Origin of the sequence: Bacteroides sp. BFG-606 (genome assembly GCF_024788145.1) — a bacterium.
GTDB lineage: Bacteria > Bacteroidota > Bacteroidia > Bacteroidales > Bacteroidaceae > Bacteroides > Bacteroides vicugnae.
In genome coordinates, this window is record NZ_JANUIL010000001.1 from 392704 (window position 1) to 415732 (window position 23029).

The 23029-nt window shown below is 40.9% G+C and carries 16 protein-coding genes and 3 pseudogenes; 10 read left to right on the top strand and 9 right to left on the bottom strand.

The genetic code is table 11. The annotated features are described in order from the left end of the window. Nucleotides 1–12 precede the first annotated feature (12 nt). Entirely contained in the window at nt 13–1230 is a 1218-nt protein-coding gene (locus NXV01_RS01525; protein WP_195650413.1) for a site-specific integrase, read from the bottom strand. 549 nt (nt 1231–1779) lie between these two features. Here NXV01_RS01525 and NXV01_RS01530 point away from each other — a divergent pair. Then, nucleotides 1780–2265 carry a hypothetical protein gene (locus tag NXV01_RS01530; RefSeq protein WP_258978553.1) on the top strand — a complete coding sequence of 162 codons (486 nt, stop codon included), beginning with the start codon at nt 1780–1782 and terminating at the stop codon, nt 2263–2265. Nucleotides 2266–2346: 81 nt separating this feature from the next. After that, a complete protein-coding gene (locus tag NXV01_RS01535) occupies nt 2347–3459 on the top strand; it encodes a hypothetical protein (RefSeq protein ID WP_259021611.1) in 1113 nt (370 codons plus the stop codon). Between the two features lie 87 nt (nt 3460–3546). Here the strand turns inward: NXV01_RS01535 and NXV01_RS01540 are convergent, their stop codons facing one another. The 3 genes from NXV01_RS01540 to NXV01_RS01550 all read right to left on the bottom strand — a co-directional run bounded on the left by NXV01_RS01540 (nt 3547) and on the right by NXV01_RS01550 (nt 6652). Next, entirely contained in the window at nt 3547–4740 is a 1194-nt protein-coding gene (locus tag NXV01_RS01540) for a type II restriction endonuclease (protein WP_148367115.1), read from the bottom strand. Continuing rightward, a complete protein-coding gene (gene dcm / locus NXV01_RS01545) occupies nt 4694–6031 on the bottom strand; it encodes a DNA (cytosine-5-)-methyltransferase (protein WP_148367114.1) in 1338 nt (445 codons plus the stop codon). The genes NXV01_RS01540 and dcm overlap by 47 nt, the downstream gene beginning before the upstream one ends. A gap of 168 nt (nt 6032–6199) precedes the next feature. After that, nucleotides 6200–6652, bottom strand: a complete 453-nt coding sequence (locus NXV01_RS01550) for a very short patch repair endonuclease (protein ID WP_148367113.1) — start codon at nt 6650–6652, stop codon at nt 6200–6202. A gap of 192 nt (nt 6653–6844) precedes the next feature. On the opposite strand from NXV01_RS01550, the gene NXV01_RS01555 reads away from it, so the two are divergent. From NXV01_RS01555 to NXV01_RS01565, 3 genes are all read left to right on the top strand, one after another. Next, nucleotides 6845–8500 carry a hypothetical protein gene (locus NXV01_RS01555; RefSeq protein ID WP_148367112.1) on the top strand — a complete coding sequence of 552 codons (1656 nt, stop codon included), beginning with the start codon at nt 6845–6847 and terminating at the stop codon, nt 8498–8500. 162 nt (nt 8501–8662) lie between these two features. Next, a complete protein-coding gene (locus NXV01_RS01560) occupies nt 8663–9067 on the top strand; it encodes a hypothetical protein (RefSeq protein ID WP_195649910.1) in 405 nt (134 codons plus the stop codon). An 11-nt stretch (nt 9068–9078) separates the two neighbouring features. Further along, nucleotides 9079–10365: a leucine-rich repeat protein gene (locus NXV01_RS01565; protein ID WP_167511888.1), complete on the top strand. Its 1287-nt coding sequence runs from the start codon at nt 9079–9081 to the stop codon at nt 10363–10365. Nucleotides 10366–10458: 93 nt separating this feature from the next. On the opposite strand, the gene NXV01_RS01570 is transcribed toward NXV01_RS01565, so the two are convergent. Then, nucleotides 10459–11166: a TIGR02757 family protein gene (locus tag NXV01_RS01570; RefSeq protein ID WP_259021613.1), complete on the bottom strand. Its 708-nt coding sequence runs from the start codon at nt 11164–11166 to the stop codon at nt 10459–10461. 42 nt (nt 11167–11208) lie between these two features. After that, nucleotides 11209–11664: pseudogene (locus NXV01_RS01575) on the bottom strand (MATE family efflux transporter); the annotation flags it as partial. Nucleotides 11665–11879: 215 nt separating this feature from the next. Here NXV01_RS01575 and NXV01_RS01580 point away from each other — a divergent pair. After that, nucleotides 11880–13193, top strand: a complete 1314-nt coding sequence (locus NXV01_RS01580; protein WP_259021615.1) for an aspartokinase — start codon at nt 11880–11882, stop codon at nt 13191–13193. Nucleotides 13194–13229: 36 nt separating this feature from the next. Here the strand turns inward: NXV01_RS01580 and NXV01_RS01585 are convergent, their stop codons facing one another. After that, nucleotides 13230–14570 (bottom strand): sigma-54 dependent transcriptional regulator, encoded by a 1341-nt coding sequence (locus NXV01_RS01585; protein ID WP_259021616.1) that lies wholly within the window; start codon nt 14568–14570, stop codon nt 13230–13232. 129 nt (nt 14571–14699) lie between these two features. Here NXV01_RS01585 and NXV01_RS01590 point away from each other — a divergent pair. The 4 genes and pseudogenes from NXV01_RS01590 (at nt 14700) to NXV01_RS01605 (ending at nt 19093) form a co-directional block, all read left to right on the top strand. Further along, nucleotides 14700–17207, top strand: a pseudogene (locus tag NXV01_RS01590) (FAD-dependent oxidoreductase). A 31-nt stretch (nt 17208–17238) separates the two neighbouring features. Next, entirely contained in the window at nt 17239–17592 is a 354-nt protein-coding gene (locus tag NXV01_RS01595) for a MarR family winged helix-turn-helix transcriptional regulator (RefSeq protein ID WP_148367106.1), read from the top strand. Between the two features lie 223 nt (nt 17593–17815). Then, entirely contained in the window at nt 17816–18451 is a 636-nt protein-coding gene (locus NXV01_RS01600; protein ID WP_074558601.1) for a DUF4136 domain-containing protein, read from the top strand. 15 nt (nt 18452–18466) lie between these two features. Then, entirely contained in the window at nt 18467–19093 is a 627-nt protein-coding gene (locus NXV01_RS01605) for a porin family protein (RefSeq protein ID WP_004307005.1), read from the top strand. An 89-nt stretch (nt 19094–19182) separates the two neighbouring features. Here the strand turns inward: NXV01_RS01605 and NXV01_RS01610 are convergent. Next, nucleotides 19183–22191, bottom strand: a pseudogene (locus NXV01_RS01610) (glycoside hydrolase family 3 N-terminal domain-containing protein); the annotation flags it as partial. Then, the gene (locus NXV01_RS01615; RefSeq protein WP_148367104.1) at nt 22188–23027 is read right to left on the bottom strand and encodes a bifunctional UDP-sugar hydrolase/5'-nucleotidase; all 840 of its coding nucleotides are present in this window, start codon (nt 23025–23027) and stop codon (nt 22188–22190) included. The pseudogene NXV01_RS01610 and the gene NXV01_RS01615, both read right to left, overlap by 4 nt. Nucleotides 23028–23029: the final 2 nt, after the last annotated feature.

Here is a 23029-nt window from a genome sequence, read left to right on the forward strand (position 1 = left end):
AAAATCTTACTTTTAGAACAATTTAGTCACTATACTATTCACCTTATCAAGTTGAGAAACGTCGAATTCCTTCAAATAAATACGGGTCATTTCTTCTGATGTATGTCCCAATCCTGCACTAATCACGGAAACCGGCGCACCACAGTCACGGGCGAGGGTAGCCCAAGTATGGCGGGCTGTATAAGTAGTCAAAGGTATTTTGACATCAATCATGGCAGCTATTCTTTTCAAATGCCGGTTTATACGCCCCAAGGCCAGACGGTACTGCGTATATTCTGAAGAAGAATTGTCACGGATAATCGGAAATACATATTTTCCTTCTGTTTCATACTTATCCATCAACTCCTGCATTTGAGGCGTTACGGCAATGCGAATAAATTGCTTAGACTTATGCCGGGAATAGGTCAACACACCATTATAAATATCAGATTTCTTCAAAAGGACAATATCCACAAAGGCCATTCCCTGCGCATAGAAGCTAAACAAATACAGGTCACGGGCAAACTTCAGTTCAGGAGCATCCTCTAGTTTGAGATTCGCCAGAGCTTGAAGATCCTCACGGCTCAAGGCACGCTTCACTGTTTTAGCCGGACGCGTCTGCGCTTTCACAAAGGGATATTCTCCATGAGGATGATAGCCATCCACCACAGCCTGATTATAAAGAGTCCGCAAATTCCGCAAATAATAGCTCACCGTATTTTCGGCAACTCCATTATTATACAAAAAATCCTCATAGCGCCGGATAAAACGTAAATCAATCTCTGGCATCCGGATGTCCGAACCGTCCAGAAACTTAGCCAATGATGAACGCGTGCTTTTATATGCCGCAGCCGTCCCCTCTTTCTTCAACTTTTTCTTCCGTTCAATTTGTGTATCAATATAACGCAGTATGTAAAATTGCTGCCTTACGTTCGCACGGGTGAATTGTGCCAATACATCTTCTACTGTAAAAGGCTCCGTTGTCCGTTCAAGCTGCCGGATCCGTGTATGAATCATATTTTTCATTTTCCGCAGTTCACGATTCATCTTTGTGATGTCCGTAGCGGTTAGTGTGGCATCCGTACCATCAACAATCTTTTCCTCTGCCTCATTGAATGCTTCCTCTTTTAACCGGAATCCGGTATATAACAGTTTCTTTCTCCTACTATGTATCACTTGAAACACCAAAGGATAAGTACCATTATTCAATCTCCTGCCCTTATTCAGCATAAGCCTAACTGATGTTGTCATATTCTTCCCTTCCTTTTTTGCTATTATTTGCACATTATTTAAATTTCCAACCTGCCCCTCACAAGCCAAAACAAGGAGTGCCATAAAAGGTTTTGCAAGTTCAAGAATACTTGGAGTATAAATATAGTTAAATTATACGCTCATATATTTATTCTGTTTTAATTACATAGCTTCTATATATATGCGCATAAATTAAATAAGTACGAAAATAGTCATATTTTATTACATGAATAATATATTCAAGCTATTATTCATTTTGAAAAATCAGAATATTACGTATAGCTTTGCAATATGGATTTTAAGGAGCCGTCCGTTCCTTTAAAAGGAAGAGGTCATTCCTCGGTGTGCAACGGGTCGTTCCTTTTAAAGGAACGACCCGTTGGTTTTAAAGGAAAGCCATCATTTGTAACCATTTGAATTTCAACTTCTTACTAAATTAAAATTCCGTCCCCGTACCCATGGAATTTTCTCTAACAAACACGACGGAATCTGCCGACTCAAGCGGCAATTAGCATACAAGAAATTTCAACAATTCAAAATTCAAATCCCATGGTTACAGTTACGTTTGCCATTAAGCCATATCTGGCGAAGTATATGTATGTCCGGTACGGACTAAGTTCAGAACCTCTATCGCACAACAATCCGCCTTCAAGGCTCCCTATTCCAATCCACCTCTCCCACCTCACTCCCATTTATCACTTCTTACATCAATTATCCGTTCCCCATCCGCAAGGCCTCTCCTGGAAAGAAACAGGAAATATCACTTTTGTTCTTCCCAGCCCAAGGCAAGGAAAGAATCCGGAAGTTTATAATTATTTCGGTCAGGACAGTATCTTTATTATTGAAAAGGAAATTGAGGTGGAAATGAAAGCGGAGCTTTATTCATTCCTGCTAGAAAATAAGTTCAAAAATGGGGTGATGTATATAAAGTCAATGCATGAGTTCGTGGTGAAGTACGATATGGTGGAGTCAGTGGAAGAGGAAAGTTTGATGAGAGGGTTTCAGAGGTGGAGGAAGAAAATGAAGGAAGAATAATTTTCATCTAAAAAAAATCCTACAAATATCATATCATCCAAAATACTTTTTATAAATTTGTCAAAAATAAGACATAAAGCCATGAAATACTACATAAATCTTTTTTCTCCTAACACTGCATTGGCATTTTCTGAATCTAACCAAGAAATCAGCGGATTCCGCATATCTCGTAAGGCATATGTAGAAAATCAACACATAAACATTGGTGATAAGTTTATATGTTATTGCACTAAAATTCAACGTTTTATCGGAATATTAGAAATTACAAGTAATTTCTTTATAGACTCCAAACCTATATTTACCCAAGAGGATGATCCTTTCACTTTGAGATTCAAAGTAAAACCAATTGCATGGCTACCATTAGAAAAGGGAATTCCGATACACGAAAATATCATTTGGAACCATCTATCATTTACCCAAAAGTTACCAAGTGATAGTACCAGATGGACTTATATGGTATTTTCCAGTCCCAGACTTTGGCCAAAAGAAGATTGTGAATACCTTGAACAAGTTATTTTACAACAACAATCTGAAATGAAAAACTATCCTTTTTCAGAAGCTGAAAAGAAAAAAGTACGTTCATTGACAAAGGTCAGAGTTTCCAGTGAGAAAGAAACGGTCATAGAAATACCTGACGAAACATCACAAAATAAAGCCAATACAAGTAAAGAAGAAAGAGAATCCATTCAAATACAAGCTACTTTAGCCGAAATAGGTGAAAAATTGGGCTATAAAATTTGGTTGCCCAAATCAGACAGAAGTAGAGTCTTAAACAAGTGGAAGCCATTACAAAATAATACCTTATTAGAAAATCTACCATTAGTGTTTGATGGCCCAACTCTTAAAGTTATAGAGAATATAGATGTATTATGGATAAAACGACATTCCATAGTCAGAGCGTTTGAGGTAGAAGGAACAACCGCCATTTATTCCGGTATTTTAAGAATGGCTGACTTATTAGCCCTTCAACCAATGCTTGACATAAAAATCCACATCGTTGCTTCCATCGAACGCAGGGAAGCTGTATTCGAACAAATCAACCGACCGGTCTTTGCTTTTATGGAAAAAGGGCCTCTTGCGGAAATATGTACTTTCATTTCTTATGAATCAGTGAAAGAATTGAGAAAAGAACCTCATTTAGAACATATGAATGATAGTATAGTTGATGAGTATGTTGAGTATTCTAACGATTGATTACGCTCAAACAGTTGATTAAAATTTATTCATATTGAAAATAAAAAATTCGGAGCTCTCCATACTGTTATGAAGAACTCCTGGTTTTTATATAAAATAATGTTTTGGTAAATGTTCCTGCTTCTCCTTTACCATTAAGACAAATCCTAGAAGATCTTTTATTTCATCTTGATAGTCTCGTGGAAAACTTGAAATATACTTTTGAGGAACAACAAGTGTAAGTCGGGAATCGTGCATCTCTTTTAACTGATTCTTTGATATTCCCTGCTGAAGAGTAAATAAAAATTTATCATCCACACGATCCGCCTCCGTCAATACTTGCCGCCAACGATCTTTGCAAGTAGTCTTAGCCCCCAAAACGATAAGGTCCTCAGCCGGAAATTGTATATTGCGATAACATTTACTATTTGGAAAAAGAAAATCCGGTTTTTTATTATCTTCAGTTACAGCTTGCTCCTCAAAAACAAGTGCATTATGTACAAATATATCAGATAAATGATGCTCTAATGATTTACCGGCACGAGACTTACGACGATTAAGTACTTCGTTAGCTGTTTGTATAAATGTATCAATACTATCAAAAGAATGTGTTATTATATCCACATAAAATTTTTCTTCCATACATTTAAACAGTCGGAATTCAGTATCTACCCAATTCAACAAGACATCATCAGGATTAGTTTTAAAAACATTTTCACTAATTTTATAAGCCTTATTATAACATTCTCGTGCTCCTAATGCCATTTGTCGAGTGTCTGGAAATTTATCAAAACGACTAACAAAATCATGGAAGAGTTGCACTATTTTTTCGTCTGGTTTAATAACACCCGCTACATCTATTAATTGATTTGTTTCGTCTGGAGCAAGATTGAAATAAGCAAAAAATCCATCTATATCTTCATCAGCACTAAGAACATAGCCCAAATAATCTTCTTCAGTATATTTAGCAATAATGAGTAAATCTCCAACATTATCATCTTGAAAAAAAGGAAAGCCACGACCAAAACGGGTTATACGATACTCATTACGTGTACCTTGTCCATAATATTTCATACAACTTTCCGTTGTAAAGTCATCCTGCCATTTTATTTGTACAGTTTTCTCCTTGTTTTCCCCTTTCTTTCCCGGTTCATCAAAAAGTAAACTCGATGCACACTTAGGTATATAAAAACCTGCTTGATGACTTCCTGTTGCACCTGTATCATTTCCAGTTATAAACCGGCACCAAGCAGCCTTAGATTGCTGCACACTCTGTATCGCAGAGTCCAGAATGTTGCTCATAATTATTGATTGTTTTAATAATTTGTTCAGAAACTGCAGTTATGAGTGGAACTACTACAGAATTTCCACACTGCCGATACGCTTGTACATCAGAGACTTGATCTAAACGATATTTATCAGGATAGCCCATCAATCGAGCACATTCACGAGGTGACAATCTTCTAGGATTTTTCCCATTTCCTTGTGGAACAAGTATTTCTGAACCATCTTTATAGTAACGGGCACTCAATGTACGAGAGATACCGTTAAGATCAACCATCCCAAACCCAAAACCATTTCCTTTTACGCGATGTTTCTCTGCATAGTTCTGTAAATAACTCCAAAGTTTATCACTCAATGTATATTTATCATCAACATCCGGCTCTAAAATCTCCCGTATGCCCCGTGTAGATTGTTTTTGTTCAGGAAAACAGAATTGTTCTTTCCCATGAAAAATTTCACGATTAAATCCAACAATCATAATACGCTCCCGATGCTGAGGTACATAAGCCTGCCCATCCATAACCAGAAAATGAATCGAATAATTCAATTCTTCCAGTGTACCTTTTATAATCTTAAAGGTATTGCCCTTATCATGTGACAACAAATTCTTCACATTTTCCAAATAAAATGCTTTAGGGCGATGACGACTAATAATATCCGCTACATCAAAGAAAAGTGTACCTTGAGTTTTGTCCTTAAAGCCCGTTTCCCGTCCTAAACTTTTCTTTTTAGAAACACCGGCAATAGAAAAAGGTTGGCAAGGAAAACCTGCGCATAAAATATCAAAGTATTGAGGTATATAACTTTTAGTAACTTCTTTCGTTATATCTCCAAATGGCATTTCACCAAAGTTCGCCAAATAAGTTTTTTGAGCATATTTATTCCATTCCGAAGAAAAAACACATTTTCCACCTTGTGCCTGCATCGCCAAACGAAAACCTCCCATGCCTGCAAATAAATCAATAAAAGTAAATTGGGGAGATTGAGGACTAGGGAAAGGAACCCTAAAAAAGTCAGAAAAGAGACTATACTCAACAGGGTTTTCAGCAACCTTCATTACATACTCTTCAGTTATCGTCTCTTCCTTATTACTTTTTTTTCGCTCCAAAAATTCCCGGATAGTATATAATATTTCTTTCTTACTTTGTTCATTACCAACACAATCATTATTATGCAGGTAATGGCTTAACACTGCCAATTGGTTCTCCCAACTAGTTTCGCCATATATCTTGATGCCATTTTGTACATCAACCTCTTCCGGAAAGTCAACGAGTTTTATATCTTGTATGATTAGTTGCTTAGCTGTCATTCAATTATTGATTTGGATACAAAAATATAGTTTTTTATCGAGAATAACGAATCCCATCTTCACTAATAGTATTAATAACCTAAATAAGAGAGAACAAAGCTGGTGTACATCATTGCCCTGAAAAACATTCCATTCTAACTTTTTTAACGATTAGCCAAACTAATACAGTCAGTCTATATGTTTTGCATTATAGTTTTCTAATACTATCTTATTCAAAGTATATAACAACCCTTTCAAATTTTGGTCCCGAACTTTACTTTTCAACTGACATTCCCATAATAAAATAACATGCCATCCCATAGTCCGGAGTTGCATTCGTTCTTTTAGATCCCGTTCTTTATTCTTCTCTATTTTTTCCTTCCAGAATTCTGTATTGGTCTTCGGCAAAACATAATATTTACACCCTTCATGTCCATGCCAGAAACAGCCATTTACAAAGATCACTGTTCTATACTTTCTTAACACAATATCAGGAGTTCCTGGCAACTTTTTCACATTAACACGAAAACGAATACCTTGGGAAAATAGATATTTCCGCACAAGAATCTCCGGCCTCGTATTTTTACTACGAATATTCGACATGCACTTCCGCCGTTGCTCTTTTGTTAAAACGTCTACCATACCTCAACAAAATTTAAATACAAAAGATAAATGATTCCTAATGCAAAGATAAAAATTATCATCCATGAATTACAATATTAAACACAAAGAATGCACTCATTATCTCTTCAATTTCCACACTCTCAAAACAAGCGCCGAAATATTTATAGACGCCTTTAACTAAACTCGAAATATTTTTATTACATTCACAGCATGAAATGCAGAATTATACTCATACTATTAGCTATTCTCTTTTTTACAGGATGCTATAACAGAGAACAGATTTCCCGGCTCGACGAGGCGGAAGCACTGTTACAAAACAAGCCGGATAGTGCCTTAACAATATTACAACAACTCAAATCAGAAGGCAGTCAGGCTGAACAGGCCAGATATGCGTTGCTTTATTCCGAAGCTTTAGACAAAAATCATATCAAAGCAACAAATGATTCGCTGATTCGTCGGGCTTGGGAGTATTACAAACATCATCCCAAAGATTTACGCAGTCAATGCAAAACTCTCTATTATTGGGGAAAAGTCAAACTGCGTGCAGGAGACAAGCCGGGAGCGTTACGCCTTTTCCTGAAAGTTGAAGAGAAATTGAAAGATACCAATGAACCTTATTATGCAGGGCTTTTATACAGGCAGATCGGTGAAGTGTATTATGAACAGATGAACTATAGCCGGGCTTATCATTATTTTCGCGAAGCTCGCAATAACTTCCGACAATCTGATAACACTCGCGAAGAAACAGAATCAACTCTTGATATGGCAGCCGCAACTTTTCATTCGAAAGATATAGAGAAAGCTATGCGGCTCTATTCTGCCGCCCTTGATTTAGCTGATGAGCACAAGTACGATAAGTTAGCCAAAGCCAGTCTCACCAATCTTGCCTCTCTCTATGTGGTGTCAAGCAAAAAACAGATTCCTCATGACCTGCTGCAACGTATCGAACTCTCTGCCCGACAAGATACGTTATACGGATATCATACATTAGTAGATGTGAATCTTCTAAAGAACCGTATAGACAGCGCACGCTACTATCTGGCACTCGCAGAAGCACACACAACCGATATTCGTGATATGGCAGACCTGCAATACACCGCTTATCGGATTGAAGCACAGGCCAGGAACTTCGAGAAAGCGACGGAGAAGATACATCATTATATCTATCTGACTGACTCACTGACACGTTCGAATATGCAATTCTCTGCCGGTATGGTGGAACGTGATTATTTCAAGGAACGATCCAAATTTGCCGAATACCGGATGAAGAACCGTACTATTTGGGAGATTGCCGTAGCAACCGTAATTCTTCTGATAATAGGGGTAGCATACTACATCATCCGCCAACGTCTGCGCTTGCAACGCGAACGTACCGACCGCTATCTGCTATTGGCAGAAGAAGCCAACTCTCAATACAAAACCTTGACAGAATACATGGAAGGACAGCAGAATGCGGAAAATCATTTAAAAGGTTTGGTAGCTTCACGCTTTGACATCATTGACAAACTGGGAAAAACTTACTACGAGCGAGAGAATACTGCATCGCAACAGGCAGCCATGTTCCACGAAGTGAAACAGATTATCACTGATTTTGCAGAGAACAATGAAATGCTGCAAGAGCTGGAACTTATCGTGAACACCTGCCATGACAATGCTATGGAAAAACTACGGAATGATTTTCCGGCAATGAAAGAAGCTGACATCCGGTTGCTCTGCTATATTTTCGTAGGTTTTTCTCCACAAGTAATCAGTTTGTTTATGAAAGATACCGTTGCTAATGTATATGCCCGTAAATCACGACTCAAATCACGTATCAAATCGGCAGAATCCACTAATAAAGACCTGTTTTTAGCACTTTTCGGATAGGTGTTAGACCAGTGTTAGAAATCCCCAAAACACAGTTTAACTAATACGCTGAATACCAACATATTCAAAAACAAAGTGTTAGATTTATCAGATTACTTCATAACTCAAAATTGATGCGATCTTACTATTTTTGCATTCGAAAAAATGAAAAAAGAAAAGATTATGAGAAAGATTGTTATTCTACTATGCACCATGCTTTTCATGGTAGCATGCGAAAAAGGAAATGAAGAAGTGAGAGAAGCTAAGGTAATAGTAGCTGTTTATGATGAGAATGGAAAAATTATAACGGATGTTCCCGTGAAAATGTATAATGAAAAAGATTATAGGATTTTTGAAAAAGATAATTTAACCCGACCTACTGCAGTCATCCAAACAAATGAAAGTGGTATAGCAACCTTTGTACTACCACGCGAAGAATGGTTCGCAACACAATCGCAACGGTTACTGACATTCGTGGTACAAAAAGGAGGCGGTCCCGACAACTACCAGATATGGTCTGCCGGCAAAACTGTAGAAGCCGGAAAAGTCATAAAAATTGAAATACGTTTAACCCAATTCCCTAACTAAACTTTTATCACATGAAACAAACTAGACTCTATATAGTTGTGGCATCTTGTTTGCAAATAATTTTAGGAGCTGTATTATTAAGTTGCAGCACCGAAAATGATGAATACAAGAAAGATTCACCTTCGGCTGAAAATCCTTCTGAATCCACCGGAGCCTTACTTGAGGATTTCTCCATAGAACAATTGCCCGCAAAAACAATTTATGCATTAGGAGAGAATATAGACTTAACCGGCCTTAACGTGACAGGAAAATATGATGACGGGAAACAACGACCTGTGAAAGTTTCTCCGGAACAGCTTAGTGGTTTCTCTTCATCTGCGCCTGTCGAAAAACAGGAAGTAACCATCACAATAGAAGGAAAACAGAAAAGCTTTTCCGTTCAGATTTCACCCGTCCGTGTAGAAAATGGAGTATTGACGGAAGTTTTGAAAGGACATAATGAAATCACACTTCCCAATAGTGTGAAGTCCATTCCTAAGGCTGCTTTCAGAGGTAGTCAAATAAACAAGGTGGTACTCAACGAAGGATTGCAATCTATTGGAGATATGGCTTTCTTCAATTCAACCGTTCAGGAAATTGTATTTCCGACGACTCTGGAACAACTTGAAGAAAACATATTCTATTATTGCCGGAATCTGAAAAAAGCAGATTTGAGCCGGACTAAGCTCACCAAACTTCCCGCCAGCACTTTTGTATATGCAGGCGTTGAAGAAGTGCTGTTACCTGTGACATTGAAGGAAATCGATGCGCAGGCATTTCTTAATACTTCCCAACTGAAAACGATTGAGATTCCGGAAAATGTAAGAACAATAGGTTTGGAAGCATTTCGGGAAAGTGGTATTACGACCGTGAAGCTGCCGAATGGTATTACAACTATAGCTCAAAGAGCCTTTTATTACTGTCCGGAATTAACGGAAGTGACAACCTACGGAACCGTTTTCAATGATGATCCCGAGGCTATGATTCACGCCTACTGCCTTGAAGGATGTCCGAAATTAGCTCACTTCGAAATCCCTAAAAGTATTCGTATATTGGGGCAGGGATTACTGGGTGGTAATAGAAAAATGACTCAACTAACCATTCCGTCAAACGTCGCACAGATTAATTTTTCAGCTTTCAATAATACAGGTATTAAAGAAGTAAAGGTAGAAGGGATAACACCTCCGCAGGTATTTGAAAAAATATGGTACGGATTCCCGGACGATATTACTGTCATTCGTGTTCCTGCCGGATCTGTGGAAAAATACAAGAATGCAAATGGTTGGAGGGATTTCACAAACAAAATAACAACGTTTTAACAGTTCTCTATTTTTTCGATTATAATCCCAAAAGTTGGTTTAACATCCACTTTTCCGATTATAATCGAAAAATTCATTTTATTAGGACATATATTAAATCTCCCCATTCACTCCCAATCCAAACAGGGCAAAATCACCCAAACAAGGATCCTCCGGAAAGACCTCACCCAATGCCATCGTTATCTGACGGGCATTTTTCAAAGAAAAAGTTTCCGTATCTGTCAACTTGAAATAATGCGCTACCCGGCAGACATGTGTATCTAAAGGAACAATCAAATCTCTGCGATCAAAACTTTCCCAAATCCCCAAATCGACCTCCGAATCCCGACGAATCATCCAACGCAAAAACATATTCAGTTTCTTTTGAGGACTTTTAGCAGAGACTTCAAGAAATGCACATAACTTTTCCATTGGTATTCCGGGATATAACATCAAAGCTTCCTCCAGACTTTCAAACTGTGTATAAGCTGTATATAATCGCCGAAAGTATCCATAAAAATCAGCATACGACAACATCCGATAAAAGCTATTGGTCGCTCCCGAAGGAAAATCCTTCTCCCACTGGCGGGACAATACATATCGATAAGGTGAATCTCCCATTAATCTATGCAGTTCGTCCGCCTTTTTCAAAATCTGTTTACGATTGCCAAAACTCATAATTGCCGTCAACAGACCACTGATTTCAATATCCTGTTTCAACGTATATCGATGAGGGAACTGCACCGGATCACTTATAATAAAGTCTGCACGATGATAAATCTCCGCACACATCAAAAGTTTATTCTTTATATCTTCAGTCATTTTGAGAAAGTATCAAGTATTGAAAGCACAAAAGTACATATTCTAGTTGGATTTCCTCTTTAAGTAAATGACGGATTGTATCCCTAATAAAATAGCAAACAGATATTCTGCCGTCATATACACAGTCAGAGAAGCATGAAAACATTCACTTAACAGATACAGATAAATCAAATATACCAGAATAGTGATTAACTGGAAGATAAAAGCGAGCTTCGTCTTTCCTGTACCGGTAACAGCATTAATATAAACATATCCGGGCAGTGCAAAAGTATAATTCAACAGCATAACTATAAAAGGATAGAAAGCTAATCTCACCAGATTATCGTTATTCGTATAAAATCCAGCAATCCATTGATTGCTCCAAAGAGCTATCCCTATCAACGGAAGTCCCACCACATAGCCCAGCTTAAGAACTTTACGACAAACAGGAAAAAGTTCTTTCCCCGCTCCTGCTCCAATCAAATTACTGACTAACGCTCCCGTAGTGGATACCAAAGATAATAAATCTTACTTTATATCACAATGTGGTACGGTATTAGCAGATTACTTATAGTAAAGAGATGTATTAAAAACATTGATTACAATATTAACAGATTGATTTATAAAGATATACCATATTCTAAAGCTAAAGAATGATTCTTAAATATCTTTCTCTTTTGAAAAAGGGCATATCATTTTGAAAAGAGTAGTAACCAATAAATAACCAGATAACAATGAAAGTTTGTAAATTCGAGAAAATTAAAGATGAGGATGAAATGAAGCAAGTAATCAATTGTATTCAGAAAGAACATCCTTATGTAGCTGTAGTCCCTATATTGGCACAATTACAGGAGTGGTTACAGGCTATTTCCATCAGTTGGTTTCACGAAGAAGATGAAGCTCCTCATGCCACAGTCAATGCCATCGAAACATATTGCTGTACCCTTGCCAATCATCTCATTACAGATTCGCACCTAAATCAGGAAATTAAAAACCGGATTCTGGAATGCATAAAGAAAATACATATACTTGTAGAAGACAAAGCAGATTTACTGATTGATAAAATGATAAAAGCGGAAGTATACGGATTATCCAGTGATTTATTCACTTATTGCTTACATCAACAGGGTCTTCGTGCCCAAACATTAGATACCGGCAAACTTATACAGATCAATCTGGAAAGAAAGCCGGATATCCCATATATTCAGGAATCTATCCAACAATACATTGACGAGAACCGGAATGTAGATATTTTTATCGCCCCACTTTCCATTTGCAGGAATGTGTATGGTGAAATAGACTTCATGAGCGAACAACGCAATGATTACTATGCAACAGTGCTTGCCACCCTATTCAAAGCGGACGAAATACTGTTATCCACCCCTATCAATCATATCTACGCAAACCGGAATTGCCTGCGAGAACAACATTCACTAACTTACATAGAAGCCGAACAACTGATTAACAGCGGAGTACACCTACTCTACGCAGATTGTATCACCCTTGCGGCACGCTCCAATATAGCTATCCGCCTAACCGATACACACGATCTGTCAACAGAACGCCTCTATATATCTTCCCATGACACAGGCAACAGTGTCAAGGCCATCCTCTCACAGGATTCGGCTACCTTTGTACGTTTTACCTCATTAAATGTATTGCCCGGATATTTGTTTATGGGTAAGATATTGGAAGTTATCAACAAATATCAAATCAATGTCATCTCAATGGCCTCATCCAATGTATCCATCTCGATGATGCTGACAACCAGCCGGGACACCCTGCGAATCATTCAAAGGGAACTACATAAATATGCCGAAATGGTTATGGACGAAAATATGTCTGTGATACATATCATCGGCTCCCTTCATTGGGAACGCACACAAGTAGAAAGTCATATTATGGATACTATCAAAGATATCCCCGTATCTCTCATTTCTTATGGAGGAAGCGATCATTGTTTCACACTATCTGTACATACCACAGATAAAAACAGACTGATTAGTTCGTTATCCAAACAATTTTTCGAGAGTCAGTGCGCAGCCTGACTCAAAGCCGGATAAAAAGAAACCGGAAATGTATGCTTAGATTTTATATTCCTCTATCTTCCGGTACAGGGTGGTAAGTCCGATTTTCAACAAACGGGCAGCTTCCGTTTTATTCCCTTTCGTATATTCCAACACACGTGCAATATGTCTGCGTTCCATTGCGGCCAACTCAAAACAGCCTACACTATCGTCCGAACATTCATAATGAGTGTTCTGGATTTCCAAAGGAAGGTCGCAGATATCCAGCCGTCCCCCTTCGCATACAATCAGGCTACGCTCAATCACATTTCTCAATTCACGGATGTTCCCTTTCCACGGCTGTTGTTCCAGAGCTTCCAGAAAAGCGGGAGTCATCTCATTGATGGCATACGAAAGTTTTTCGGAGAAACTCTTGGCGAAAGCAGTGGCAAGAATCCGGATATCACCGGTACGTTCACGGAGCGAAGGAAGATGCACCTGAAAAACCGAAAGACGATAAAACAAGTCTTCACGGAAATGTCCTGCTTTGATCTCCTCCTGCAGGTTGCGGTTGGTAGCAGCAATGATACGCACATTGACTCTTGTCGGCTTGGTATCACCGATCTTTATATATTCTCCCGTTTCAAGGATACGCAGTAACTTTGCCTGCAGTTCGAAAGCCATCTCTCCGATTTCATCCAGAAAGATCGTTCCGTTATTAGCTTCTTCAAAAAGTCCTTTCTTATCCTTCAGCGCACCGGTAAACGAGCCAGCCTTATGTCCGAACATCTCGCTTTCGAGCAATTCTTTGCTGAAAGACGAACAGTTGACTGCCACAAAATTCTGTTTGCTCCGTTTACTACTATAATGTATAGCTTGCGCAAAAACTTCCTTTCCTGTTCCTGTTTCCCCCGTCAGTAATACGGGAACATCTGTCACAGATACCTTCTGCGCCAGAGATACAGCCTCTTTCAACACCTTTGACTCACCCAGAATAGAATCGAACGAGTACATCTGCCCGACTTTCTTTTCCAGTTTTTCCAAACGGACATTCATCTTTGCTTTCTCCACGGCACGGCTGATTAAAGGGATAATCTTGTTATTATCATCTCCTTTTGTTATATAATCAAATGCACCGTTTTTAATAGCCTGCACCCCGTCGGGAATATTGCCGTGAGCAGTAAGAAGAATCACCTCTACATTGGGAGCTATTTTCTTGATGTTCAACACCAGATCTACTCCGTTTCCATCAGGAAGAAAAACATCGCATAAAGCTACGTCGGGCGATTGAATTTCCAGTTGTTTGATGGCAGCTTTGCAATCACCTGCCTGACACACTTCATAGCCCTCAAGTTCCAGCATACGAGCTAAAAGGCTGCGAATCTGGACTTCATCGTCAATAATAAGAATTTTATTCATACAATTTATCTACATTAAATAGAAGAATGAAAAACAGGGTGCGCAAATATAGTTTTTTTATCTGAATCCATGAACATTTCTTCGATACAGTTTGTTATTTCCGCAGGAAACTATTTACGCTATAAACAGATGAAAATAATTATTATTGGGGGAGTTGCAGGAGGAGCCACCACTGCTGCCCGAATCAGACGAGTAGATGAAACAGCTGAAATTGTCCTTTTAGAAAAAGGAAAGTACATATCATACGCCAATTGTGGCCTACCCTATTATATAGGGGGGAGTGATAGAGGAACGGGATAAATTGTTCGTGCAAACACCCGAAGCCTTTTCTACACGCTTCCGCGTAGATGTACGCACAGAAAATGAAGTGATTTTCATTGACCGGAAAAGAAAAACAGTGACTGTCCGCCAAAGCAGTGAAGATACTTATGAAGAGAGCTATGATAAGTTAGTCATATCTACCGGAGCCTCTCCGGTACGCCCCCTCTTCCCGGAATCGACCTAAGTGGAATCTTCACACTAAGGAATGTCACCGACACAGATCGGATCAAAGAATATATCAAGAACCACGCCCCACGAAAAGCTGTTGTCGTAGGAGCCGGATTTATCGGCCTTGAAATGGCGGAAAACTTACAGGCACAGGGAGCGAAAGTATCGATTGTGGAAATGGGCAATCAAGTGATGGCCCCTATCGACTTTTCGATGGCATCACTTGTTCACCAACATCTGATGGATAAAGGAGTAAACCTCTACTTGGAACAAGCTGTCGCCTCTTTTAGCCGGGATGGAAGAGGATTGAAAGTAACTTTCAAGAATGGCCAGTCAATTTCTGCCGACATCGTTATTCTATCTATCGGTGTCCGCCCGGAAACTAATCTGGCACGGGCTGCCGAACTGACTATCGGCCCTGCAGGAGGTATCGCCGTAAACGATTACCTGCAAACCTCTGACGAGTCTATTTATGCTATCGGTGACGCGATCGAGTTCCGCCACCCGATCACGGGCAAACCCTGGCTCAACTATCTCGCCGGACCTGCCAACCGTCAGGGACGTATCGTTGCGGACAATGTCCTCGGAGCAAAGATTCCTTACGAAGGCTCTATCGGTACTTCAATCGCAAAGGTTTTCGACATGACCGTTGCTTCAACCGGCTTACCCGGCAAGCGTCTGCGTCAGGAAGAGATAGACTATATGTCGTCTACCATTCATCCCGCTTCCCATGCCGGCTACTATCCGGATGCCATGCCGATGAGCATTAAAATCACTTTCGATAAAAAGACAGGAAGATTGTATGGCGGACAAATCGTCGGTTACGATGGGGTGGACAAACGGATTGACGAACTCGCACTTGTCATCAAGCACGAGGGAACAATCTACGATCTGATGAAAGTTGAACAAGCGTATGCTCCTCCGTTCTCTTCGGCCAAAGATCCGGTAGCACTGGCAGGATATGTAGCTGAAGACATAATCACAGGTAGAACCAATCCTGTATACTGGAGAGAACTGCGGGACATTGAAATGGAAAATAAATTCCTGCTGGATGTCCGCACCCCGGATGAATTTTCATTGGGTAGCTTACCGGGTGCCGTGAATATTCCGTTGGATGAACTTCGCGACCGGTTGGCAGAATTGCCGAAAGATAAAATGATTTATACATTCTGTGCGGTGGGGCTACGGGGCTATCTTGCTTACCGTATACTGACACAACACGGATTTGACAAGGTACGTAATCTCTCGGGAGGGTTAAAGACTTATCGGGCTGCCACTGCTCCCATCATCATACGGGAAGAAAATGGAAACCCAATAGACGAATCACCCATACAGCAGGAAACTGCTTCCCAAGCCAGTCAGGCCAACGTTTCTACAGCTCCCGTCACTACTGCTGCAACTGATGTTTCCGCTACCCCCGCCAAAACAGTCCGGGTGGATGCCTGCGGGTTACAATGTCCCGGTCCGATTCTGAAAATGAAGAAAACAATGGATACACTGGTTTCAGGCGAACGGGTGGAAATCACCTCTACCGATCCGGGTTTTCCGCGCGACGCCGCCGCATGGTGCAGTTCGACGGGTAATCAATTGATTTCGAAAGATACCTCCGGAGGAAAATCTATTGTTGTCATAGAAAAAGGAGAACCAAAATCGTGCAATATTGTTACTTCATGTGAGGGCAAAGGAAAAACCTTCATCATGTTCAGTGATGATTTGGATAAAGCCTTGGCTACTTTTGTACTGGCAAACGGCGCAGCGGCTACAGGACAAAAAGTCACCATCTTCTTTACTTTCTGGGGACTGAACGTTATCAAGAAGTTGCACAAACCGGAAACCGAAAAGGATATTTTCGGAAAAATGTTTGGTATGATGCTGCCTTCCAGCTCCAAGAAACTGAAACTTTCTAAGATGAGCATGGGCGGAATGGGCGGAAAAATGATGCGGTATATCATGAACAAGAAAGGGATTGATTCACTGGAATCTTTGCGCCGGCAAGCTTTGGAAAACGGTGTGGAATTTATCGCTTGCCAGATGTCAATGGATGTGATGGGAGTAAAACAAGAAGAACTTCTGGATGAGGTGACCATTGGCGGCGTAGCAACGTATATGGAACGGGCGGATAACGCAAACGTTAATCTATTTATTTAAAAAATGAACTAATAAAATATTCAAATAAGGTATGAAAACAATATGTGCAATGCGTGATGTATTCAAAGCAATGGGAAACTTTGAAACAGCATTTGAAAAAATGTACCAGATAACGCTAAATGAAGCAATGATATTGTGTGCCCTCAAAGAGGCATCGGAGAAAGTGACGGCTACCAATCTGTCCAAGCAAACCGAGCTAAGCCCCTCACACACATCCAAAATGCTGCGAATACTGGAGGAAAAAGGGCTGATCATCCGGTCGCTCGGAAGTGAAGACCGGAGACAGATGTACTTCCACCTGACCCATACGGGCAAGCAACGAGTAAATGAACTGGAACTTGATAAGGTAGAGATACCCGATCTACTTAAACCCCTGTTTAAATAAACGGATTTTCAAACAATTATCTGTAAATAATGAACGGTGAGCAAACTCCCTGATAATGGGGCAGAGTGCTCACCGTTTTTCTTTAAACAGGGCAAAAGATATATGTTAATTTTCCGGCAAAAGAAATTTCCATCTGAACCTTTTTCCACCTTTCTTGTTGTTTCTATCAAAAGCCCAAGGTACCTGGGCGCGATTTTTATATAACCTAAACATTATAAAAGATATGAAGAAATTAATTCCTATTTTATTGGCGGTCTTTGCACTCGCTTCATGTGAAAAAGACCCGGACATGGGTAAGCTGGATGACAATTATCTGGTATACACTAACTACGACAAGAAAGCCGATTTCAAAGTTCCTACATTCTATCTGGCACCCCAGATTCTGGTGATTAGTGACAGTAAAGAACCGGAATATCTCGAAGGCGAAGGCGCAGAACAAATTCTGGCTGCTTATACAGACAATATGGAAGCTAGAGGTTACGAAGCGGCAGCCGACCAGGAAAGTGCAGATCTTGGTATCCAAGTGAGCTACATCGCAAGTACTTATTATTTCACCAGCTACGCACAACCTGAATGGTGGTGGGGTTATCCCGGATACTGGGGACCTGGCTACTGGGGTGGCAACTGGGGTGGCGGATGGTACTACCCGTACGCTGTAACTTACAGTTATAGTACTAACTCCTTCCTGACAGAAATGGTGAACTTGAAAGCTGAACAAGGGGACAGTAAAAAACTGCCTGTTGTATGGACAAGTTATCTGACCGGATTTGAAACTGGTTCCAAAGCTATCAACCGCACTCTCGCAGTAGAAGCTGTCAACCAATCATTCACTCAGTCACCTTATCTTACTAACAAATAAACAACTACAACTGTTATGAAAACAAGAAAAAATATATACTTCAAGGTAGTAGCCTTGGCGGCTATTGCCATCGCCTTCGCTATGCCGGCTAAGGCACAGTTATCAGACAACGGATATGCGAATATAGACTGGCAGTTCAACGCTCCATTAAGTAATCACTTTGCAGATAAAGCAAGCGGTTGGGGTATGAACTTCGAAGGTGGTTATTTCGTTACTCCTAACATTGGCTTGGGTCTTTTCCTGAACTATCACAGCAACCACGAATATGTAGGCCGCGAAACCTTCCAAATGGGTGCCGGTGAAGTTACTACCGACCAACAGCATACTATTTTCCAATTGCCTTTCGGTGCTGCTGCACGTTACCAGTGGAATCGTGGCGGGTCTTTCCAACCTTATGTCAGTGCTAAATTAGGTGCTGAATATGCAAAAGTCCGCTCTAACTTCAATATGCTGGAAGCAAGAGAAAACAGCTGGGGATTCTACGCTTCTCCTGAAGTAGGTATCAATGTATTCCCATGGGTTTACGGACCGGGCTTGCACTTTGCTTTGTACTACAGCTATGGTACCAACAAGGCTGACGTACTGCATTACAGTGTAGACGGATTGAGTAACTTCGGTTTCCGCTTGGGTGTATCGTTCTAAAAAGAACTGCAACTATCAGAATATTACGTTAATAATAAAAAAGGTAAAAGGTAGCTTTTAATATAGGCACCTTTTACCTTTCTTTTAAATTTTTTCTTCATCGCATCATAAATAGCTCCCTGTATTCGCTCACGAATGTGCAGCTGGTTCAATTTGCGGTTCGTTACGTCCGGATAAATCCGGTTGCTAAGGAATACATAAACCAGTTCATTCAGCGGGTCCACCCATGCACATGTACCGGTAAATCCGGTATGGCCATACACTTCGGCAGGTGCGGCAGGAGCACAATTCCCTTTCTTCGGATCATCTGCATCGGGCTTGTCAAAGCCTAAACCACGCCGGCTGATCTTCGATGTTTCAGTAGTAAACAACTGACAGGTTTCCTTACTTAGATAACGTTGACCGTCTATTTCCCCTCCATTCAGCAACATCTGATAAACGCGGGCTACATCACGGGCAGTAGAGAAAAGCCCGGCATTTCCGGCCAATCCGCCAAAGAAAGCGGAAGCCTCATCATGCACAAATCCCTGCAAAATTTCTTTACGCAAGAAACGGTCTTTATTAGAAGGAACAATTTCCGACTTGGCAAAACGGCGTAAAGGCAAATAACCAGTATGCTCCAACCCCATCGGTTCATAAAACTCACGTTGCAAATAGGCTTCCATAGGCATACCGGCCAATTGTTCCACCAACATTCCCAAGAGTATAAATCCTACATCACTATATACATAGCGTTTCTGCTTTAACGGAGCTTCTGCTATTTTCTCTTCTATCACCTTCCGGAAAGAACGGTTTAACCACAAGCTGTCACAGATCTGAACAATATAATCACCGGTTTTAACGGAAGAGACATATTCACTCTTGAACTTGAATTTCGGATTCGCCCATGAGGTGGTCCCCAACTGTAACGGATGGTGTGCATCTTTTCGTGCACTGAATAACCTTCCATCATAGCTATCCTTGTCAATAGCTTCCTGGTAGAAAGGAATCCAAGAGGGTAAACCGGATTGATGATACAGAATTTCCTGAATCGTTATATCTTTCTTATCAGTACGTTGCAAGAACGGCAAATGATCCGAAATCTTATCTGTCAGATTAAAACGTCCCTTATCGTAGAGTTTCATAATGGCAAGCAAGGTGCCCGTCGTTTTTGAAAGGGAAGCCAAATCGTAGATACTCGTAGATTCGACACGAGGACTTCCTTTGCCCGTATAAGTACCGAAAGCCTTATCGAACATAATATGACCGTTTTTCAGCACCACCACCTGGCAACCGGGATAAGCTCCCTGACGGACACCATCCAGTGCAATGGAATCAATCCGTTTTAGATGAACAGAAGAAAGCCCGTATTCTTCCGGAACGAAATGCAACGGTGTTTTAGGGGTAATAGTCACTCCTGCTCCCGTTGGGAACAGTTCTCCCAGACTTGCCGATAACTGTCCGTCTGCGGATGCCTTGGCAAATAACACATCTGCCACCTGACGCTGCACGTCACTATTATAACTATGTCCCAGCACCACCGCCGAAGCATGAGCCACCGCCCGCTGAATCTGCAACATCATCTTCCCGGGAGTAAAAAACAGATAAATGACCGGGCTTTCAGGAACAAATTTCGCAAAAAAAGACTGATAAGAAGCCAGCCGCTGTTCGCTGACGGCTACAATGATCCGTTTATAAGCAGACAGAGAATCACGCAACCGCTGATTTACCCCTTCCGGTTGATTGGCACGAAGGGAAAAACGAGCCAAAGACGTATAGCGGGAAAGTTGTTTCGCCAACGCATCAGTTTCTCCGGGATCTCCTACCTCGAGCAATGCAATCGTCTGCTCTTTGTCTGTATGCAGAGGGAGAATATGATTCTTGTTGTTCAGAACTGTTATTGCCGCAAAATTCAACCGACGAACCAAATCACGCGTTTGCGGACTGTTGATCCGTTGTTCCAGACCGGATAATTGTACATACGACTTTTTCTTGAGTCCCAACACATATTTATAAGTCAAGACCTTGCGGCATTTGCTTTCAATATCTTCGCGGGTCAACTCCCCTTTTTCAATGGCTTCCAATACGGCCGGTATCTCTTCCTTCAAGTTTCGGGGAGACAATACCATGTCATTACCTGCTTTCAAAGCCTGCAAACTGACATTTCCATTTCCCGCCACTCCTTTCATGGCAAGCGCATCCGTAAATATCAGTCCTTTGAACGCCAGTTCATCTGTCAGCAAATCGTATACGACATTGCGGGACAAGGAAGACGGAAGTCCACCAATCGGTTCTATCACCGGAACTTGCAAATGTCCTACCATCATACCGCCCAATCCGGCACGGATGGCTTCTTTAAATGGATAAAGTTCCACACTGTCCAGACGTTCACGAGTGAAAGGAAGTACCGGAAGCGCCTTATGCGAATCGACATCGGTATCTCCATGTCCGGGAAAGTGTTTGCACACAGATAAAACCCCTCCGCTTTCCAAACCGGAAGCATAAGCGATTACCTTGTCAGCCACCTGTATCGGATCTTCTCCAAAAGAACGGGTATTGATAACGGGATTTTTAGGATTTATATTCACGTCCGCCACCGGAGCAAAGTTGACCTGTACTCCAATCTGCCGGCATTGACGGGCAACTTCACGCCCGTATTCATAGAGCAGCTTGTTGTCACGGATACATCCCAATACCATATTCCGTGGAAAAACAGGCATACCACGCAAACGCATAGCCAGTCCCCATTCTCCATCAAAGGTAATCATCAAAGGGACTTTAGCCTGCCGTTGCGCCCGGTTTGTCAGTTCAACCTGATTTTGCATCTTCCCACCGGAAAAGAGAAGTCCGCCCACTTTATAGGTGTCGATCACTTCGCGCAACAGTTCCAGGTTTCGTTTGGTATCTACCGGGGCAATGGTATAGATGAACAACTGCCCTACCTTTTCTTTAAAGGAAAGCTTATCCATAACCGAATCAACCCAATGCCGGCAGTCCTTGTCCTGAAGGGCTTTATACACCAGCAGAGGTTCAACGGTTGTAGCATTTTGCGCCGGACTTGAAACCGTGCCGGCTGCGATAAAGAATAAAAAAATTACTATTGAGGGGATTATCTTCATTTATGTTTCAAAGTCAAATCGAGACGGCCTACACGAACACCATTTTTTCCCGTGTGCATAACAGGCACCTCTTTTCCGTCCATATTCAAGTATGTTTTGGGGCCTTTCATAAATGTATGAGAGTGCCCGCCCAGAATCACGTCGATATTGCGTGTCCCGGCAACCAGATGTTCATCCATTTGAATGCCCAGATGAGACAGGCATACTACCAAATCACAACCTTCTTCGTCTTTCAACAAAGCAGCAATTTCGTTGGATACGCGGATAGGATCTTCATAAACGACTCCTTCGCATTTATTAGCCTGGATCATCCCTTCCGGTTGGGTTCCAAGACCAAACACACCAATTCTCAAACCATATTTCTCAAGAACGACGTAGGGTTTAACTATATCTTTCAATACCGTAGCATCCAGATTATAGTTGGCACAAACAACCGGGAAATTAGCCATCTTGAAAATGCGTTCCATATTATCCACATCGAAATCAAACTCATGGTTACCGATAGTCATAGCATCATAACCCATTTCATTCATTAGTTTAACTTCCACTTCTCCGCGGAACATATTATAATAAGGTGTTCCCTGCGAAATATCTCCGCAGTCGAAAAGCAGCACATTCTTATGCTCCTTGCGGAATTGTTCGAGAAAAGCAGCCCTACGAAGAAAACCGCCTTTGTTATAGTATTCGTCCCCCTTCTGGTTGACAGGTTCGATACGGCTATGCACATCGCTTGTTTGTAAAATAATCACTTCTTTGGTATCCTTATCTTGCGCAAAGATTGAGAAAGTAAAGCCCAATGCAAGACATAACAGGAATAATATCTGAAATCTTTTCATAT

Coding starts and splice junctions, on each gene's coding strand:
- NXV01_RS01525 (WP_195650413.1), bottom strand. CDS start 1,230: ATGACAACATCAGTTAGGCTTATGCTGAATAAGGGCAGGAGATTGAAT.
- NXV01_RS01530 (WP_258978553.1), top strand. CDS start 1,780: ATGGTTACAGTTACGTTTGCCATTAAGCCATATCTGGCGAAGTATATG.
- NXV01_RS01535 (WP_259021611.1), top strand. CDS start 2,347: ATGAAATACTACATAAATCTTTTTTCTCCTAACACTGCATTGGCATTT.
- NXV01_RS01540 (WP_148367115.1), bottom strand. CDS start 4,740: ATGAGCAACATTCTGGACTCTGCGATACAGAGTGTGCAGCAATCTAAG.
- dcm (WP_148367114.1), bottom strand. CDS start 6,031: ATGACAGCTAAGCAACTAATCATACAAGATATAAAACTCGTTGACTTT.
- NXV01_RS01550 (WP_148367113.1), bottom strand. CDS start 6,652: ATGGTAGACGTTTTAACAAAAGAGCAACGGCGGAAGTGCATGTCGAAT.
- NXV01_RS01555 (WP_148367112.1), top strand. CDS start 6,845: ATGAAATGCAGAATTATACTCATACTATTAGCTATTCTCTTTTTTACA.
- NXV01_RS01560 (WP_195649910.1), top strand. CDS start 8,663: ATGAGAAAGATTGTTATTCTACTATGCACCATGCTTTTCATGGTAGCA.
- NXV01_RS01565 (WP_167511888.1), top strand. CDS start 9,079: ATGAAACAAACTAGACTCTATATAGTTGTGGCATCTTGTTTGCAAATA.
- NXV01_RS01570 (WP_259021613.1), bottom strand. CDS start 11,166: ATGACTGAAGATATAAAGAATAAACTTTTGATGTGTGCGGAGATTTAT.
- NXV01_RS01580 (WP_259021615.1), top strand. CDS start 11,880: ATGAAAGTTTGTAAATTCGAGAAAATTAAAGATGAGGATGAAATGAAG.
- NXV01_RS01585 (WP_259021616.1), bottom strand. CDS start 14,570: ATGAATAAAATTCTTATTATTGACGATGAAGTCCAGATTCGCAGCCTT.
- NXV01_RS01595 (WP_148367106.1), top strand. CDS start 17,239: ATGAAAACAATATGTGCAATGCGTGATGTATTCAAAGCAATGGGAAAC.
- NXV01_RS01600 (WP_074558601.1), top strand. CDS start 17,816: ATGAAGAAATTAATTCCTATTTTATTGGCGGTCTTTGCACTCGCTTCA.
- NXV01_RS01605 (WP_004307005.1), top strand. CDS start 18,467: ATGAAAACAAGAAAAAATATATACTTCAAGGTAGTAGCCTTGGCGGCT.
- NXV01_RS01615 (WP_148367104.1), bottom strand. CDS start 23,027: ATGAAAAGATTTCAGATATTATTCCTGTTATGTCTTGCATTGGGCTTT.